This window comes from Streptomyces sp. NPDC016640 (genome assembly GCF_043076215.1).
GTDB lineage: Bacteria > Actinomycetota > Actinomycetes > Streptomycetales > Streptomycetaceae > Streptomyces.
This window is the reverse complement of record NZ_JBIBRG010000001.1, coordinates 617174-633700: the sequence shown is the minus strand read 5'-3', so window position 1 is coordinate 633700 and position 16527 is coordinate 617174. Positions and strand designations below refer to the sequence as shown.

Below are 16527 nucleotides of genomic sequence, written 5' to 3'. Positions count from 1 at the left end.
GGCCTGGGGCACCCTGGGCGTCGACCACTTGTCGGGTGAGAGACAATGAAGGCTCTGTCAGGGCGGGTTGCATGAGGGGACGCATGTCGGAGGCGGAGCGGTCGGGGACATCCCGTCAGAATGAGAGCGCACGTCTCCTCGCCGGGCGGTACCGGCTGGGAGACGTGCTCGGCCGCGGCGGCATGGGGACGGTGTGGCGCGCCGAGGACGAGACCCTGGGGCGGACCGTCGCCGTCAAGGAACTCCGCTTCCCGTCCAGCATCGACGACGAGGAGAAGCGGCGGCTGATCACGCGGACGCTGCGCGAGGCGAAGGCGATCGCGCGGATCCGCAACAACAGCGCCGTCACCGTCTTCGACGTGGTGCAGGAGGACGACCGGCCCTGGATCGTGATGGAACTCGTCGAGGGCAAGTCGCTCGCCGAGGTCATCCGGGAGGACGGCCTGCTGGAGCCGAGGCGTGCCGCCGAGGTCGGGCTCGCCGTGCTCGACGTGCTGCGCTCCGCTCACCGCGAGGGCATCCTGCACCGTGACGTGAAGCCGTCGAACGTGCTGATCGCCGAGGACGGCCGGGTCGTGCTCACCGACTTCGGCATCGCCCAGGTCGAGGGCGACCCGTCCGTCACCTCCACCGGCATGCTGGTCGGCGCCCCCTCCTACATCTCCCCGGAGCGGGCCCGCGGGCACAAGCCGGGGCCGGCGGCCGACCTGTGGTCGCTCGGCGGGCTGCTGTACGCGGCGGTGGAGGGCACGCCGCCGTACGACAAGGGGTCCGCGATCGCGACGCTCACGGCGGTGATGACCGAGCCGCTCGAGGAGCCGAGGAACGCGGGACCGCTGCGGGACGTCATCCACGGGCTGCTCACCAAGGACCCCGCCCAGCGACTCGACGACTCCGGCGCCCGGGCCATGCTGAACGCCGTACTGCACGCGCCCGGCGCCCGGGAGACCGACCACGGGCCGACGGACGCGACCAAGGTCGTGCCGCTGCCCGAGCAGCCCGGGGAGAAGCTGCGCGGAGCGTTGCGTTCCGTGCGGAAGGCGGCGGCCGCCGCCGGTTCGGCCGGCGCCGGCGCCGCCGCGGCCCGCGCCAAGTCCGGCAACGGCACCACCCCTTCCGCGCCCGCGGAGTCCGCCGCCGCATCCGCATCGTCCTCCGGCCCGGCCGCGCACGCGGCCGCCGGTTCCGGCGGGCGGGGGAGCACGGGGCAGAAGCCGGGCGGCACCGGGCGCGATTCGGGGTGGCCCGTGATGACGCCGCCGGACATGCCGGCGAGGCCCGCGCCGCGGGCGCCGCTCACCGATGTGGTCCCCCGGCGGACGCTGATCGTCATCGCGGTGGTCGTGGCGCTCGCCGTGCTCGGCACCGTACTGGCGCTCACGCTCGGCGACGGCGACGGCGAACAGGGGGCCAAGGGCGGTGGCGGTGACCGCACCGCCGCCGGTGAGGCCCCCAGCGCCGACACCAGGAGCGACGAAGCCGGCGGCACCCGCACCGACGGCACGGCGACCGGGAAGACGGGCACGGCCACCGCCACGGGCACGCACACGGGCGCGAGTTCGGCGTCCGCCGGGCCGGACGACGGGGCCGGCGGGTCGGGCGACGCGGCCGAGGACGGCGGCGGTGCCGCGGTGCGGCAGACGCACAAGGGAAGCCAGGGGTACTCGATCGGACTGCCCAAGGGGTGGAAGTACCAGTCGACGGGGAGCGCGGGGGACCGCTTCACCGGCCCCGACGGGCAGAAGCTGCTCATCGGCTGGACGTCCGCCCCGAAGGACGACCCGGTGGCGGACTGGACGAACCAGGAACGCTTCATGGTGCGTTCGCAGTACGAGCGGATCCGTATCGAGGCGGTGGACTACCGGGGGTGGAACACGGCCGACTGGGAGTTCACCTACGTGGAGAACGGTACGAAGTACCGGTCCGTCGACCGGGGCACCGTCGTCAACGACCGGCTCGGGTACGGGCTGATGTACACGGCCAGGGCCGCCGACTGGGGCAGCGAGCAGCGCAAGGACACCTGGCGGACGCTGACGGGGACGTTCGAGCCCAAGTCCTGAGCATGAGCGGCCGCAGGAAGGGGAGAGGAGATGTGGCATCCCCCCTCTGCGGGTTGCCCCCGGCACGTATCGTGAGGGCTTGCGGACCGTAAGCAGCCGGAACGGCCCGCCGGGTGAGCGGAACCGACCGACCGGAGTGCCGGGGGAGGCATCGTGGACGACTACGCGGGACGGGTTCTCGCGGACCGCTACCGTCTGCCCCTGCCGCCGTCCGACGAGTACGAACTGACCGAGACCCGGGCCTTCGACACCTACAGCGGGCAGGAGGTCCTGGTCAGGCAGGTTCCGCTGCCGGAGGTCGTCGAGGCCGAGGTGCTCGACGCCGAGGGGCTGCCCGACGGCTTCACCGCCCGCGACGGGGGCGCACGGCGTGGCGGCCACCGGCCCGCGTCCGCGCGCGGCGGCCCGCGGCGGCCCGCCGACCCGGCCGTGCGGCGCGCGGTCGAGGCGGCGCAGGCGGCGGCCGCCATTCCCGACCACCCCCGTCTGGACCAGGTCTTCGACGTGTTCGCGGAGGGCGGTTCGCTGTGGATCGTCAGTGAACTCGTGGCCGGACGCCCGCTGGCCGCCCTGCTCGCCGAGCAACCGCTGTCCCCGTACCGGGCGGCGGAAGTCGCCTCCGACGTGCTGACGGCGCTGCGGGTGCTGCACTCCCACGGCTGGGTGCACCGCAACATCACCGCGCGCACGGTGCTCGTCTCCGACGACGGCCGGGTGATGCTGACCGGCCTCGCGGTCGGCGCGGCCGAGGAGGCACTGTGCGGCTACGACCCGGTGCCGGCCCCGGACGAGGAGCCGGGCCGGGGAGCGCGGGCGGTCGAGGCACCGGCCCCGGCGCCCGCCGCGACGCGGGAGCCCGGGCGGGGCCCGTCCTGGCCGCCCGGATTCACCGCCGCCGACCCCGGCCCCGACCCCGCATCCGATCCCGATGCCGCGCGCCGGGCCGCCATCGAGGCACGGGCGGGCCGGCTGCCCGGCGGCGGCGCGGGCGCGCCGGACGGTCTCACTCCCGCCGCGGCCCCCCGTCCCCTCGACAGCGCGGGGGACGTGCGGGCGGCCCGCGCGGGCGCGATCGCCGCCTACCGGGCGGGTGCCCGTGCCGCAGCCCGGGTGCAGGAGGCCCAGCAGGGCGGCCGTACCGCCCTGCCCGGAGCCCGGCCCGCCCTCGACGACAACGGCCCGGTCCCCGCCCCGCAGCACCTCGACGGCTCCGCACACCCGCCGCACGTCTCCGGACCGGACGGCGACGGCGAGGGCACGGCGGACGGCGCGCTTTCGCCGGGACGGACAGCCGACCCCTACGGTGTGGGCGCCGCCGGCCGGCCCGGCACCGCACCCCGCACCGGCACGGGCGGCGCACCGGCCCTCGCCGGCGGACCGGCGGAGCCCGGCGCTCCCGGCGGAGCGGCCCCGTCCGGGCGTTGGGGCGACTTCGTGGCGCACACCCCCGAACGCCGGGGCCCGACCACCGCGTTGGTCGCCGAGCGGGCGCGGCAGGCGAGGATGGCCGTCGTCGGCCCCGTGACCGAGCGGTGGGCGCCGGAGCAGGCCGGGCCCGTGCACGAGAACTGGCAGCTGGCCGCGCCGATCGGACCCGCCACCGACCTCTGGGCGCTGGGCTCGCTGCTGTTCCGGGCCGTGCAGGGACACGCCCCGTACCCGGAGGAGTCGACGGCCGAGCTGGTGCAGATGGTGTGTGCCGAGCCGCCCGCCTTCGCCGAGGAGTGCGGTCCGCTGCGGCCGGTCGTGGAGTCCCTGCTGCGTCAGGACCCCACCGAACGGCCCGACTTCGAGGAGCTGAGCGGCTGGCTGCGTTCGCTGGTGCGGTCGGCGCCCGAGCCCGAGGCCGGTGTCCACGTCATAGCGGCACCGCCCGTCGACGCGAGCCGGCTGCCGGTCATACGGCGCCGGGGCGAGCTGGTGCGCAGGCGGCGGGCCGGGCTCCCCGCCCACCACGGACGGCACAAGCGGGCCAGGCAGGAGAGCGGCTCCCCGCGCCGGCTCGGCCGCACCCTGCTCCTGCTGGTGCTGCTCGCCATGGCGGCGGCGGTCGCGTACGCCGTGCTGTTCATGCCGAAAACAGGGGAGGAGTCCTCAGGGGCGGGCGGTTCGGCCGACCGCACCGGGGCCGCCGGAGAGGCCGGCGAGGCACCGGGCCCGCCGGACGGGGGCGCCGGGCCGGACACCGGGCAGACGACGCCGGATGCGCAGGACAGCCCCGAGGGATCGGCGTCCACCGAGGCGCAGACCGCCGGCCCCGAGGCCGCCGACGGCTTCACCCTGCGCAAGGACCCCGAGGGCTTCCGGATCGCCGTCGCCGAGGGCTGGCAGCGCACCGCGAAGAACGGCAGCGGCCAGGTCGTCTACGCCGGCGGTGACTTCGAGCTCATCGTGGTGCCGGGCCGGGACAGCGCCGAGCGCTACGGCAGCGACCCCATGGCCTACCAGCGGGACGACGAGCGCGAGCTCCAGCCCTACCGCGACTCCAGCTGGGCCACCTCCACCGGCCTGAAGACCATCGAGGTGGGCGGACGGACCATGGCCGAGGGCCAGTTCACCTGGACCGGCGACGCGGGCGAGCTGTACGTCCGCAACCTCGCGGCGCTGATCGACGGCCGCTACCACGTGGTGCAGGTGCGCGGACCGGAGGCCGAACGGGACGAGGTGACACGGCTCTTCGAGCAGGCGGCGGCGACCTACCGGTACACCGGCTGACCGGGACCCGTACGACGGGCCGGCCGGGACGCGTACCACCGGCCGGACCGGTCTCCCCGCCACCGGGCGAAGCGCGGACGCCACGCAGGCGCGGGCGTTTTGGTTGCCTCGCGCCGCCTACAGCGACAACCATCACAGTGCGGTCTCCTTGGCGCCCCGCCGGGTTCCCAGGACGGGCCGGGATACCTACCCTGACCCTGTCAAGACCATTGCGGGGCAACGTGAATCAGATGCAGGGCTCGCTCGTCGCGGGCCGCTACCGGCTCGGCGAGTCCATCGGCAGCGGGGGCATGGGCCGGGTGTGGCGTGCCCACGATGAGGTGCTGCACCGGGCCGTCGCCCTCAAGGAACTGACCGCGGCGCTCTACGTCTCCGACAGCGAACAGGCCATGCTGCTGGCGCGCACCCGCGCGGAGGCGCGGGCGGCCGCGCGGATCAACCACTCCGCCGTCGTCACGGTGCACGACGTGCTGGAGCACGACGGCCGGCCGTGGATCGTGATGGAGCTGGTCGAGGGCCGTTCGCTGGCCGACGCGGTGCGGGAGCGGGAACGCGTCGAGCCCCGCGAGGCCGCCCGCATCGGCCTGTGGGTGCTGCGCGCGCTGCGCGCCGCGCACACCGCCGGCGTGCTGCACCGGGACGTCAAGCCCGGCAACGTCCTCCTCGCCCGGGACGGCCGGGTACTGCTCACCGACTTCGGCATCGCCCAGATCGACGGCGACGCCGCCATCACCCGCACCGGCGAGGTCGTCGGCTCGGTCGACTACCTCGCGCCCGAGCGGGTCCGCGGTCACGACCCCGGACCGTCCTCCGACCTGTGGGCGCTCGGCGCGACGCTGTACACGGCGGTGGAGGGCAGGTCCCCGTTCCGCCGCACCTCACCGCTGACCACGATGCAGGCGGTCGTCGAGGAGGAGGCCGAGGAACCGCGGTACGCCGGCCCGCTCGCGCCCGTCATCAGCGCACTCCTGCGCAAGGATCCGGCCACCCGACCCGACGCGGCCCGGGCCGAGCAGATGCTCGCCGAGGCGGCGGAGGGACGCCGCCCGCACGCGGCACAGGAATGCGCGCCGGCCCGGGCCGCCGGCCCGCATGTGCCGCTGCCGTACGCGGCCGGGCCGCAGACCGCCCCGACGGCCGCACCGCACCACCCGCGGGGAAGCGGCACGCGGGGAAGCGGCACGGCGGTGCAGACGCCGTACGGGCCCTTCGCCGCCGCGCCCCGCCGGCGGGCGCGCGGACGGATGATCGCCCTGGTCGTCGTCCTGGCCGCGCTGATCGGCGGCGGAACCGCGGTGGTGCTGCACCAGTGGGACCGGGGCGGCACCACGGCCGAGCCCTCCCCGACCCCCACGACGCCCGGCCCCACCGGGACGCCCGGCCCCACCGGGACGGGCGGGACCGACCCGGCGGAGGACCTGCCCGAGGGCTGGGTGCGCCGTACCGACCCCTTCGGCTTCACGGTCGTCCTGCCCGGCGGGGACTGGCAGCGCGTGGTCTTCGACGAGGAGACCCGGCAGGTCGACTACACGCCCGACGGGGGCAGGCACTTCCTGCGTGTCGCCGTCGACGACTCGCCCGACTTCGACGACCCCTACGAGCATCTGAGCGACCTGGACCAGCAGGTGGGCCGCCGGCTGGTCGACTACCGGCGGCTGGACCTGCAGCGCCGCGTCTACCGCGACCGCGAGGGCGCGCGGCTGGAGTACAGCTGGACGGCGCTGGCCAAGGACACGGACTTCCCCGGCCCGTACCGGGCGATCGACCAGATGTACATCTCGCGGGACGGCGTCGAGTACGCGATCTACATGGCCTCTCCGGCCGCCGACTGGGCCACGACCCGCGAACAGTTCGAGACGGTCCTGCGGGGGTGGCGCGAGCCCTGACGTGGCCGGGGTGCGCGGATGAGCGCCGCTTGGCCGAATCGCCGTACCGGAGCGGATACATCCGGTGGGGCATGATGGACGCATGGTGACCGAGGGGGAGCCCGGGAGCGGGGCCGCAGGGCACAACGCCCGTGTCGTCGCGGGCCGTTACCGTCTGGAGGAGAGGATCGGGCGCGGCGGCATGGCCGTGGTCTGGCGGGCCACCGACCTGTTGCTCGGCCGGGGCGTCGCCGTCAAGGAGCTCCCCGTCGACGAGACGCTGTCCGCCGCGGAGGCCCGGCGGCAACGGGACCGCACCCTGCGCGAGGCCCGCGCCCTGGCCCAGTTGAGCCACCCGCACATCATCGTCGTCCACGACGTCGTCGAGGACGACGAACGCCCGTACATCGTCCTGGAGCTGATCGACGGGTCGTCCCTCGCCGACCTCGTCGCCGAGCGGGGCCCGGTCGACGCGCCGGAGGCCGCGCGGATCGGCATCGACCTGCTCGGCGCGCTGCGCGCCGCCCACACGGCCGGTGTGCTGCACCGGGACCTCAAGCCCGCCAACGTCCTGCTGGAGAACGGCACCGACCGGGTCGTGCTCACCGACTTCGGTATCGCCCAGGTGCCGGGTTCCACCACGCTCACCGAGATCGGCTCCTTCGTCGGCTCGCCCGAGTACACCGCCCCCGAGCGGATGTCCGGCGCGCGGACCGGACCGGAGTCCGACCTGTGGTCGCTGGGTGCCCTGCTGTGCACGGCGCTCAGCGGTGAGTCGCCGTTCCGGCGCGACTCCCTCGGCGGAGTCCTGCACGCCGTCGTGGTGGACGAGATCCGGCCGCCCGCGCAGGCCGGGCCGATCCTGCCCGTGGTGCGCGGGCTGCTGGAGCGCGACCCCGACCGCCGGCTGGACGCCGACCGGGCCGAACGGATGCTGCGGGCGTTCCGCGAGACGGGCCGTACGCCGGAGTCGGCGCCCCTCGACCTGCTGCCGCCGGACTGGGAGGCGCCCCGCCGGCGGCCCTCGCCGCGGCGCGAGGAAGCAGGCGGGGGGCTGTCGGGCTCCCCCACGGCGCGTCCCGTCCGCCGCCAGCCCTCGAGGGGCGCGCTCGTGGCCGCGCTGGCCGTCGCCGCGATGGCGGGAGCGGGCGTGTCCGCCGCGGCGCTGCTGGTGGGGGACCGGGACGGCGACGGGGGCGGTTCGCCGACGAGTACGGCGCCGGAGACGCCCGCGAGCGAGACGCCCGCCGGGACCGGCGCGCCCGCGCCCCCTCCCACGGCCACCACTCCACGGCGGCCGCTCCCGTCGGCCCCGGGCTCCACGGCGACGGCTCCCACGGCGACCACTCCCACGGCGACGGCTCCCGTGGCGACCACTTCCGCGGCGACGGCTCCCGGTGCGCCGGGTCCTGCGGCGACCGCTCGCACGGGGCCCGGCGCCTCGTCTCCGGCCGCACAGCCGGATACCGGCGCTTCGTCCCCGGCCGCATAGCCCGATAAAAGGGAGATAAGCCACGGCGAGGGTCACGGGTCTGTGACCGGTCCCCGTCCGCAGTGGATGTACCGGTGCCTGGCGCGATATGGATGAACCATGAGCAGCGACGGGGGAGCCCACCACGGGGCCGACGAGCCCACCAGTTTTGGTCTGCAACCGCCGAACCCGAACCCGCCCGCGGCCGTCCCGCACCCCGGCAACCCGTACGCGGCACCGGTCCGGGTGGTCCCTCCGCAGCCGCAGGGCCCCGCGCGGCCCCCGGCACCGCGGCAGGCGCAGCACCACGTGCGCGACGACGCCCCCGACCGCGACCCCGGCGCCGGTCGGCTGATCGCCGGCCGGTACCGGCTGATCGCCAAGCTCGGGCACGGCGGGATGGGCACCGTGTGGCGGGCCAAGGACGAGACGGTGGACCGCGAGGTCGCCGTCAAGGAGCCCCGCGTCCCGGACCACCTTTCCGAACGCGAACGTTCCAACGTGTTCGAGCGGATGCGTCGCGAGGCCCGTGCCGCCGCCCGGCTCGACCACCCCGCGGTGGTCGACGTCCACGACGTCGCGGTGGTGGACGGTCAGCCGTGGATCGTGATGGAGCTGGTCCGGGGCCGTTCGCTGGGCGCCGTGCTGCAGGAGGAGGGCACCCTCTCCGCCCGCGAGGCGGCCCGCGTCGGCCTGGAGGTGCTCGGCGCGCTGGAGGCCGCGCACGCGGCGGGCATCCTGCACCGGGACGTGAAACCGGACAACGTGCTGCTCGGCCGGTACGACCGGGTGGTGCTCACCGACTTCGGCATCGCCCGGACGGAGGGCGAGACCGACCTGACCGACACCGGCGGCTTCGTCGGTTCGCCCGAGTACATCGCCCCGGAGCGGGTGCTGGGGCAGCGCCCCGGTCCCGCGTCCGACCTGTGGTCGCTCGGCGTGGTGCTGTACGCGGCGACGGAGGGCGTCTCTCCGTTCCGGCGCAGCAACACCCCCGCCACCCTCCAGTCCGTCCTCAACGCCGTGCCGGCGCCGCCCGCCTCCGCGCACGGACAACTGGCGGGGATCATCACCGGCCTGCTGGAGAAGGACCCGGCGCGCCGTCCGAACGCCGCGCAGGTCCGCGCCGTGCTGGAGACGGCCGCGAACCCGCCCGCCCCGCAGCCCACCCAGGTCGGCCGGCTCCCCGTCGCGGACTCCGCGGGCAAGGGCGTCCGGCTCGGCCGCAGGACGCTGATCGGGCTGGGAGCGGCGGTGGTCGCGGGAGCGGTGGCGGCGTACCTGGTGGTCGCGGACCCGTTCGCGGGTCCGCTGCCGGACGGCTGGAAGCGGCACGACCTCGGGCAGCGGGTGGGGGTGGCCCTCGCGGTGCCCGAGGGGTTCGTGAGGGACGAGCCCGCCGAGGACTCCGACGGGACCGTCGCCTCCTTCACCGACCCGAGCGGACTGGTCCGGATCGAGGCCGACCGCGACCTCGAGGCCGAGGACGAGGAGGGCGCGATCCCGGCCTCGGCGCCGGAGCGGGCCTTCGCGGAGTGGGACGAACTCAAGGACGGTGAGTACAGCTGGGGGATCGCCGACACGCCGGCGCCCACGGGCCGGCCCCGTGAGACCACCTACAAGGACCGCGAGGCGGCCGCCAACACCATCGTCTACACCACGAGCGACGGGCCGGTACCGCTGGTGCGCGAGGCGCAGGTCAGGTACTACCGGAACGGGGACGGCGACATGTACCGCCTGTGGGTCGTGTACCCGGGCAAGGGCTACTTCGCCGGGGACGGCCGGGAGATCGCCCGCACGGTCTTCGAGTCGTGGGACGTCCACAAGCTCTGAACCGGCCGACCGGACACGGCGTCGTACGTCGACAACGGCGCGGCCCGCACGGTACTGATGGGGCATGAGCTACGACGGTGGCCCGAGGGGCGTCCAGGGGCGGCTGGTCGGTGGGCGGTACCGGTTGACCGAGCGCGTCGGCTCCGGTGGCACGGGTACGGTCTGGCGGGCGCTGGACGAGTTCGTGCAGCGCGAAGTCGCCCTCAGGGAACCGAGGTTGCCCGGTGAACCGGGGGACGAGAGCCGTCGCAGGGCCGTCCGGCGGCTCCACCGCGAGGCCCGTGCCGCCGCCCGTGTCGAGCACCCGTCCGCCCTCTCCATCCTCGACGTCGTCGTCGAGGAGGACGACGGGGCGGTGCGGGCGGACGGTGTGGAGGCGGTGGACGGGACGAGCGGACTGCCGTGGATCGTCATGGAGTTCGTCCGCGGCGAGTCCCTGCGCGAGGTGCTGGAGCGCGGGCCCCTCCCGCCCGCCGAGGCGGCCCGGATCGGGCTCGCCGTCCTCGGCGCCCTGCGCGCCGCGCACTCCGTCGGCATCGTGCACCGCGAGGTGAAACCCGCCAACGTGCTGCTCGGACCGCACCGGCGCGTGGTCCTCACCGACTTCGGCATCGCCCACGGCCCGGGGGACGAATCCGTGGCGTCCGGCGGGGAGTTCGGCGACCCGCCGGAGTACGTCGCCCCCGAGCGGAGATCCGGCCGTACCGCCGGACCCGCCTCCGACCTGTGGTCCCTGGGCGTCCTGCTGTACACCGCCGTCGAGGGACGGCCCCCATTCCGCCGTACGGTCCCGGAGCCCGCTCCCGCCGCGATCGTCACCTCCGAGGATCCGCCCGAGCCGAAACAGGCCGGAGCGCTCGGACCGCTGCTCTCACGCCTGTTGACGGAGGACCCCGCCGAGCGCCCCGGCGCGGAGGAGGTGGCCGGGGCGCTGGAGGCGGCGAGCCACGAGGCCGTCGCGGTGAGGGAGTCCACGCCGGACGACACCCCTACGTTACGGCCGGACCCGCCCGAGCCGAGCCCCGCCGGCCCGGACCCCGCCGAGGAGCCCGCCGGCCCGGACCCCGCCGAGGAGCCCGGGCGTACGCGCATGCCGGAACCGGAACCGGAACCGGTACCGCCCGCCCCGCTCCCGCACCGCCTCCGCCGCCGTGCGCCCTTGGCCGCCCTGGGGGCGCTCCTCGTCGCGGGCGGCGCCTGGTCCGCCACCTCGGCCGCCGGACGGGACGCCACCGCAGCGGCCGAGGAGCCCACCGCTCCCACGACCGCCGCCTGGACCGCGCACCGCGAATCCGCCATGGACGCCGTCCTCTTCCTCCCGCCCGGATACCAGGAGGCGGCCCGCGAGGGCGGCGCGGAGGACGGCACCCGGCTCGTGGTCTACGCGTCCGACGGCGGCATCCGCGTCCGCCTCACCCGGTGGGACACGGCCCCCGGCTCCCCGATGGCCCGGGCGAAGGAGGATCACGCCGCCCGGGACGGCCGCGCCGGGGACGCGCGCACCCGGTACACCCGCACCGGCTTCCAGGGCCACGAGGCCGTGCTGGCCGACACGGCCTGGGGCCCGGACGGCAGCGCGGACGGCACCCCCGGCCGCGCCCTGCGGCTGGTGATCCGTACCGACGAGGGCGCGATGTACGAACTGCGTGTCGACATGCCCAGGGGCGCCCCGCCGGAGAAGCAGGGCGAAGCGGTGTTCCGGGGCGCCCGGGACCGCCTCGAGATCGGACCGTGGTGAACCGTCGGCATCTCCGTGTCAACGCCCTGATCAGGAGGTTCGTTGCCAGTGATCGCTGGCGTCGTGTGAGCGGCGCGCGAATCTGTTACCGACGGGTACACAAAGTGCCCGCCCGGGCATACCCTGCGCCTCATGACGGACGCGCAGACCCGGGAAACCACCGGCACCAACCCCCTCGCCCCCGCCCCGGCGGGCGCCCGCACCGCCGCCGACGTGGTCACGCCGGAACTGGTCGCGCTGCTGACCAAGGGCGTGGCCGGCTCCGGCCGGACCGCCAGCCACACGCCGTTCACCGGCGAGAAGCTGGCCGACCTGCCCGAGTCGACCCCCAAGGACGTGGCGAGGGCCTTCGAGGCGGCCCGCGCCGCCCAGGCCGTATGGGCCAGGATCCCGGTCCGGGAGCGCGCCGCCGTGCTGCTCCGCTTCCACGACCTGGTGCTGGAGCGGCAGGCCGAGGTGCTCGACCTGATCCAGCTGGAGACCGGCAAGGCCCGGCTGCACGCCCACGAGGAGGTGCAGTCCGTCGCCGTCGCCGCCCGCCACTACGGCCGCCGGGCCGCCGCGTATCTGCGGCCCAAGCGGCACGCGGGCGCCATACCGGCGCTGACGAAGGTCACCGAACTGCGTCACCCGCGCGGTGTCGTCGGCCAGATCGCCCCGTGGAACTACCCCCTCGAACTCTCCGTCGGTGACGCGCTCCCCGCGTTCGTCGCGGGCAACGCGGTCGTGATGAAGCCCGACACGGAGACCTGCCTCACCGCGCTGTGGGCCCGTGACCTGCTCATCGAGGCCGGACTGCCCGCCGACGTCTTCCAGGTCGTGCTCGGCGAGGGCCCGGTGGTCGGCCCCGAGGTCGTCAGGCACGCCGACTACGTCTCGTTCACCGGTTCCACCCGCACCGGCCGCGAGGTCGCCCGGGGCGCCGCCGCCCGGCTGGTCGGCGTCTCCCTCGAACTCGGCGGCAAGAACGCCATGCTGGTGCTGGAGGACGCCGACCTCGACAAGGCCGCCGCGGGCGCCGTGCGCGCCTGCTTCTCCTCCGCGGGCCAGCTGTGCATCTCCATCGAGCGGCTGTACGTCCACGAGGCGGTCGCGGACGCCTTCCTGGAGCGCTTCACCGCCCGCACGAAGGCGCTCCGCCTCGGCACCTCCCTGGCCTACGGCGCCGACATGGGCTCCCTGGTCGGCGAACGCCAGCTGGACGCCGTCACCCGGCACGTCGAGGACGCCGTCGCCAAGGGCGCCACCGTGCTCGCGGGCGGCACGGCCCGTCCGGACATCGGCCCCTACTTCTACGAGCCGACCGTCCTCGACGGTGTCGAGCCCTCGATGAGCATCTGCTCGGAGGAGACCTTCGGCCCGGTCGTCTCCGTCTACCGCTTCTCGTCCGACGAGGAGGCGGTCGAGCGTGCCAACGCCACGCCGTACGGACTGAACTCCTCGGTCTGGACGAAGGACGCCCGGCGCGGCCGCGAGGTCGCCGCGCGGCTGCGCACCGGCACGGTCAACATCAACGAGGGGTACGCGCCCGCGTACGGCAGCGTCCAGTCGCCGATGGGCGGCATGAAGGACTCCGGGCTCGGCCGCCGCCACGGCTCCGAGGGCATCCTCAAGTACACCGAGGCCCAGACCGTCGCCCACCAGCGGCTGCTGCCGCTGGCCCCCGCGTTCGGCATGGACGACGAGAAGTACGCGGCGTTCATGAACCGGAGCCTGCGCCTGATGAAGGCGTTCCGTTTCCGCTGAGACAGCGGCCACCCCACACAGGCACCGCCCAGCACGGGTACCACCGCTTTCGACGAGGAGAGCACGTGTCACAGGAGAACTCCGCCCGGGAGCCGGACGACGACGGCGCGTACGACTACGACGTCATCGTCGTCGGCTCGGGCTTCGGCGGCTCGGTCTCGGCGCTCCGGCTGACGGAGAAGGGCCATCGCGTCGGCGTCCTGGAGGCCGGCCGCCGCTTCACCCGCGAGTCCCTGCCGAAGAACTCCTGGGACCTGAGGAACTACCTGTGGGCGCCCAGGCTCGGCATGTACGGCATCCAGCGCATCCATCTGCTGGGCAACGTCATGGTCCTGGCCGGGGCGGGCGTCGGCGGCGGCTCCCTGAACTACGCCAACACCCTCTACGTACCGCCCGCGCCCTTCTTCGAGGACCCGCAGTGGGGGGAGATCACCGACTGGCAGGAGGAGCTGGCGCCGTACTACGACCAGGCGCGGCGCATGCTCGGCGTGCGGCTCAACCCGACGATGACCCCGTCGGACGTGCACCTGAAGGCGGCGGCCGAGCGGATGGGCGTGGGCGACACCTTCCACCTGGCCCCGGTCGGTGTCTTCTTCGGGGACGGCGAGGACGCCGACGGAACGGTGACGGCGCGGCCGGGGCAGGAGGTGCCCGATCCGTACTTCGGCGGGGCGGGGCCGGCGCGCCGGGCCTGTGCCGAGTGCGGCGAGTGCATGACCGGCTGCCGGCACGGGGCGAAGAACACCCTCAACGAGAACTACCTCCACCTCGCCGAGAAGGCGGGCGCGGTGGTGCACCCCATGACGACGGTGGTGTCGGTGACGGAGGACGCGCAAGGCGGGTACGCCGTCGCCACGCTGCCGACCGGCCACCGCCGCAAGAGCCGGGGCCGTACCTTCCGGGCCCGCCGGGTGGTGCTGGCCGCCGGCACCTACGGCACCCAGACGCTGCTGCACCGCATGCGGGCCGGCGGCCAGTTGCCGCACCTGTCGGACAGGCTGGGTGAGCTGACCCGCACCAACTCCGAGGCACTGGTCGGCGCCCAGACCGACAACCGCCGCTACCGCAGGGCCACCGGCGCGCCGAAGGCCGACTTCACGCGCGGAGTGGCCATCACGTCCTCGGTCCACCCCGACGCGAACACCCACGTCGAACCGGTCCGCTACGGCAAGGGCTCCAACTCGATGGGCGCACTGTCCATCCTCCAGGTGCCGTACGCGGGCGGCGGTTCGGGCACGGCCCGGGTGCTGGGCTGGTTCGGCAACGCGGCGCGGCACCCCTGGCGGCTGCTGCGTTCGCTGTCCAACCGGCGCTGGTCGGAGCGGACCATCATTGGCCTGGTGATGCAGTCGCTGGACAACTCCCTGACCACGTACCTCAAGCCGTCCGGCGTCGGTCGCGGGCTGCTCACCGCGCGGCAGGGCCACGGCGCGCCCAACCCCAAGCAGATCAAGGCGGCCACGGACAGCGCCTCGGCGCTGGCGGCCGAGATCAACGGCTTCGCCGGCTCCAACGTCGGGGAGCTGACGGGGATGCCGCTGACCGCCCACTTCCTGGGCGGCTGCCCGATCGGCGCCTCCCGCGAGACCGGTGTGATCGACCCGTACCACCGCCTCTACGGCCACCCCGGCATCTCGGTCGTGGACGGGGCGGCGGTCTCGGCGAACCTGGGCGTCAACCCCTCGCTGACCATCACGGCACAGGCCGAACGGGCGATGTCGTACTGGCCCAACAAGGGTGAGGCCGATCCGCGCCCGCGGCAGGGAGCGGCCTACCAGCGGCTGAAGCCGGTCGCGCCGAAGTCCCCCGCGGTCCCGGCGGACGCGTTCGGCGCGCTGAGGCTGCCGTTCCTGGGAATACCGACGGTGCCGCCGAAGAAGTGACCGGACAGGGAAGAGCGACCGGACAGGGAAGAGCGACCGGACAAGGAGAGTGACCGGACAAGGGAGAAGGACCTGTGCCCCCCTCCGAGCTCAGGTCCTCCGCCCTTGTCCTGTGCGGCGCCGCGCGGGCGGCGCCGTCCGGCGGCGGCGTTACGCCACCGCACCGGCCCTGCGACGGCGCACCACGATCACCGCGCCGGCACCGGCCACGACGGCGGCGCCGCCCACCAGCCCGATCATCGGCAGGGCGGAGCCGGCACCGGTCTCGGCGAGGCTGCCGGTGACCTCGACGTCGCTCACCTCGTCGAGTTCGGCCATGCCGCCGGTCTGCGGCTTCGCCTCGTTCGGCTTGCCGGCGTCGGCGCCCGCGGCCAGGACGTCGAAGAAGTAGATCCAGCCGTTCGGGTCGTCGGCCAGCCAGCAGCCGTCGGCGTCCGAGTACTCGGCGAAACCGCCGGTGATGCCGAGCGCGTCGGGCACCTTGCCGCTGACGCTCAACCGCAGCTGGTACGAGACCGACCGGCCGGCCTCGAGCGAGAACGCGGCGAACGTGCCGCCCTCACCCGCGGTGCCCGCGAGCGTGTCCCACGTTCCGGTGGTCTTGTCGAACACCTGGACCGTGATCTGGCCGGAGTAGTCCTTCTCGTTCCAGCCGATGGCCGCGACGCCGATCAGCGGCCGGATGTCCTTGATCGCCTCGTCGCCGCGGTTGGACACGTTGAACGAGAACGCCGTCCAGCCGCTGCCGGCCACGATCGTGTCGGGCAGGCTCGACAGACCGCTGCGCAGGTCGGCGCTGAGCCCGGCGGTGCTCTTGCCCTCCTCGTCGACGCAGAGCTCGGCGTCGTCCTCCGCCGGGGTGCTCTCGGTGGCGCTCGGCGACGGAGAGGCGGCCGGCGAGCTCGTGTCCGCGGCCGGCGAGCTCTCGTCGGACGCGGGGGTGCTCGCGTCCTCGCCCGGGCCGCTCTCGTCGGTGGCGGGGGTGCTCGAACCCTCCGAGGGGGTGCTCGAGCCGTCGCTGGGGGAGCTCTGGTCGGCTGCGGGACTGCTCGCGTCGGCGGCCGGGCTGCTCGCGTCGGCTGCGGGGCTGCTCGCCGACGTGTTCGACGGCTCCTCGCTGCTCGCGAACGCTGCCGGGGCGGAGAGCAGGGCCAGCGGTGCCAGGACGGCCGTCGCGGCCGCTGTGGCCATGGCACGGCGAAGCTTCATGAAGACC

The 16527-nt window shown here is 74.8% G+C and carries 8 protein-coding genes and 1 pseudogene; 8 read left to right on the top strand and 1 reads right to left on the bottom strand.

Going from position 1 to position 16527, the window contains the following annotated elements; genetic code table 11:
* The first annotated feature begins 83 nt into the window (after window positions 1-83).
* The 8 genes and pseudogenes from ACF07S_RS02900 (at window position 84) to ACF07S_RS02865 (ending at window position 15311) form a co-directional block, all read left to right on the top strand.
* Window positions 84-2060 (top strand): serine/threonine-protein kinase, encoded by a 1977-nt coding sequence (locus ACF07S_RS02900; RefSeq protein ID WP_391973332.1) that lies wholly within the window; start codon window positions 84-86, stop codon window positions 2058-2060.
* A gap of 153 nt (window positions 2061-2213) precedes the next feature.
* Window positions 2214-4775, top strand: coding sequence for a protein kinase (locus ACF07S_RS02895; RefSeq protein WP_391973280.1), 2562 nt, complete (start codon window positions 2214-2216; stop codon window positions 4773-4775).
* 230 nt (window positions 4776-5005) lie between these two features.
* Window positions 5006-6661, top strand: coding sequence for a serine/threonine-protein kinase (locus tag ACF07S_RS02890; protein ID WP_391973279.1), 1656 nt, complete (start codon window positions 5006-5008; stop codon window positions 6659-6661).
* Between the two features lie 82 nt (window positions 6662-6743).
* Window positions 6744-8123: pseudogene (locus ACF07S_RS02885) on the top strand (serine/threonine-protein kinase); the annotation flags it as partial.
* 108 nt (window positions 8124-8231) lie between these two features.
* A complete protein-coding gene (locus tag ACF07S_RS02880) occupies window positions 8232-9944 on the top strand; it encodes a serine/threonine-protein kinase (RefSeq protein ID WP_391973278.1) in 1713 nt (570 codons plus the stop codon).
* Between the two features lie 64 nt (window positions 9945-10008).
* The gene (locus ACF07S_RS02875) at window positions 10009-11682 is read left to right on the top strand and encodes a serine/threonine-protein kinase (RefSeq protein ID WP_391973277.1); all 1674 of its coding nucleotides are present in this window, start codon (window positions 10009-10011) and stop codon (window positions 11680-11682) included.
* Window positions 11683-11814: 132 nt separating this feature from the next.
* Entirely contained in the window at window positions 11815-13428 is a 1614-nt protein-coding gene (locus tag ACF07S_RS02870) for a succinic semialdehyde dehydrogenase (RefSeq protein WP_391961731.1), read from the top strand.
* Window positions 13429-13493: 65 nt separating this feature from the next.
* Window positions 13494-15311 (top strand): GMC oxidoreductase, encoded by a 1818-nt coding sequence (locus tag ACF07S_RS02865; RefSeq protein WP_391961730.1) that lies wholly within the window; start codon window positions 13494-13496, stop codon window positions 15309-15311.
* 150 nt (window positions 15312-15461) lie between these two features.
* Here ACF07S_RS02865 and ACF07S_RS02860 read toward each other — a convergent pair whose 3' ends face one another.
* Complete coding sequence (locus ACF07S_RS02860; protein ID WP_391973276.1) at window positions 15462-16520, bottom strand: hypothetical protein; 1059 nt, start codon at window positions 16518-16520, stop codon at window positions 15462-15464.
* Window positions 16521-16527 lie beyond the last annotated feature (7 nt).

Excerpts from the sequence above, each read along its gene's own strand:
- ACF07S_RS02900 (WP_391973332.1), top strand. The coding sequence starts at position 84 with ATGTCGGAGGCGGAGCGGTCGGGGACATCCCGTCAGAATGAGAGCGCA.
- ACF07S_RS02890 (WP_391973279.1), top strand. The coding sequence starts at position 5,006 with ATGCAGGGCTCGCTCGTCGCGGGCCGCTACCGGCTCGGCGAGTCCATC.
- ACF07S_RS02880 (WP_391973278.1), top strand. The coding sequence starts at position 8,232 with ATGAGCAGCGACGGGGGAGCCCACCACGGGGCCGACGAGCCCACCAGT.
- ACF07S_RS02875 (WP_391973277.1), top strand. The coding sequence starts at position 10,009 with ATGAGCTACGACGGTGGCCCGAGGGGCGTCCAGGGGCGGCTGGTCGGT.
- ACF07S_RS02870 (WP_391961731.1), top strand. The coding sequence starts at position 11,815 with ATGACGGACGCGCAGACCCGGGAAACCACCGGCACCAACCCCCTCGCC.
- ACF07S_RS02860 (WP_391973276.1), bottom strand. The coding sequence starts at position 16,520 with ATGAAGCTTCGCCGTGCCATGGCCACAGCGGCCGCGACGGCCGTCCTG.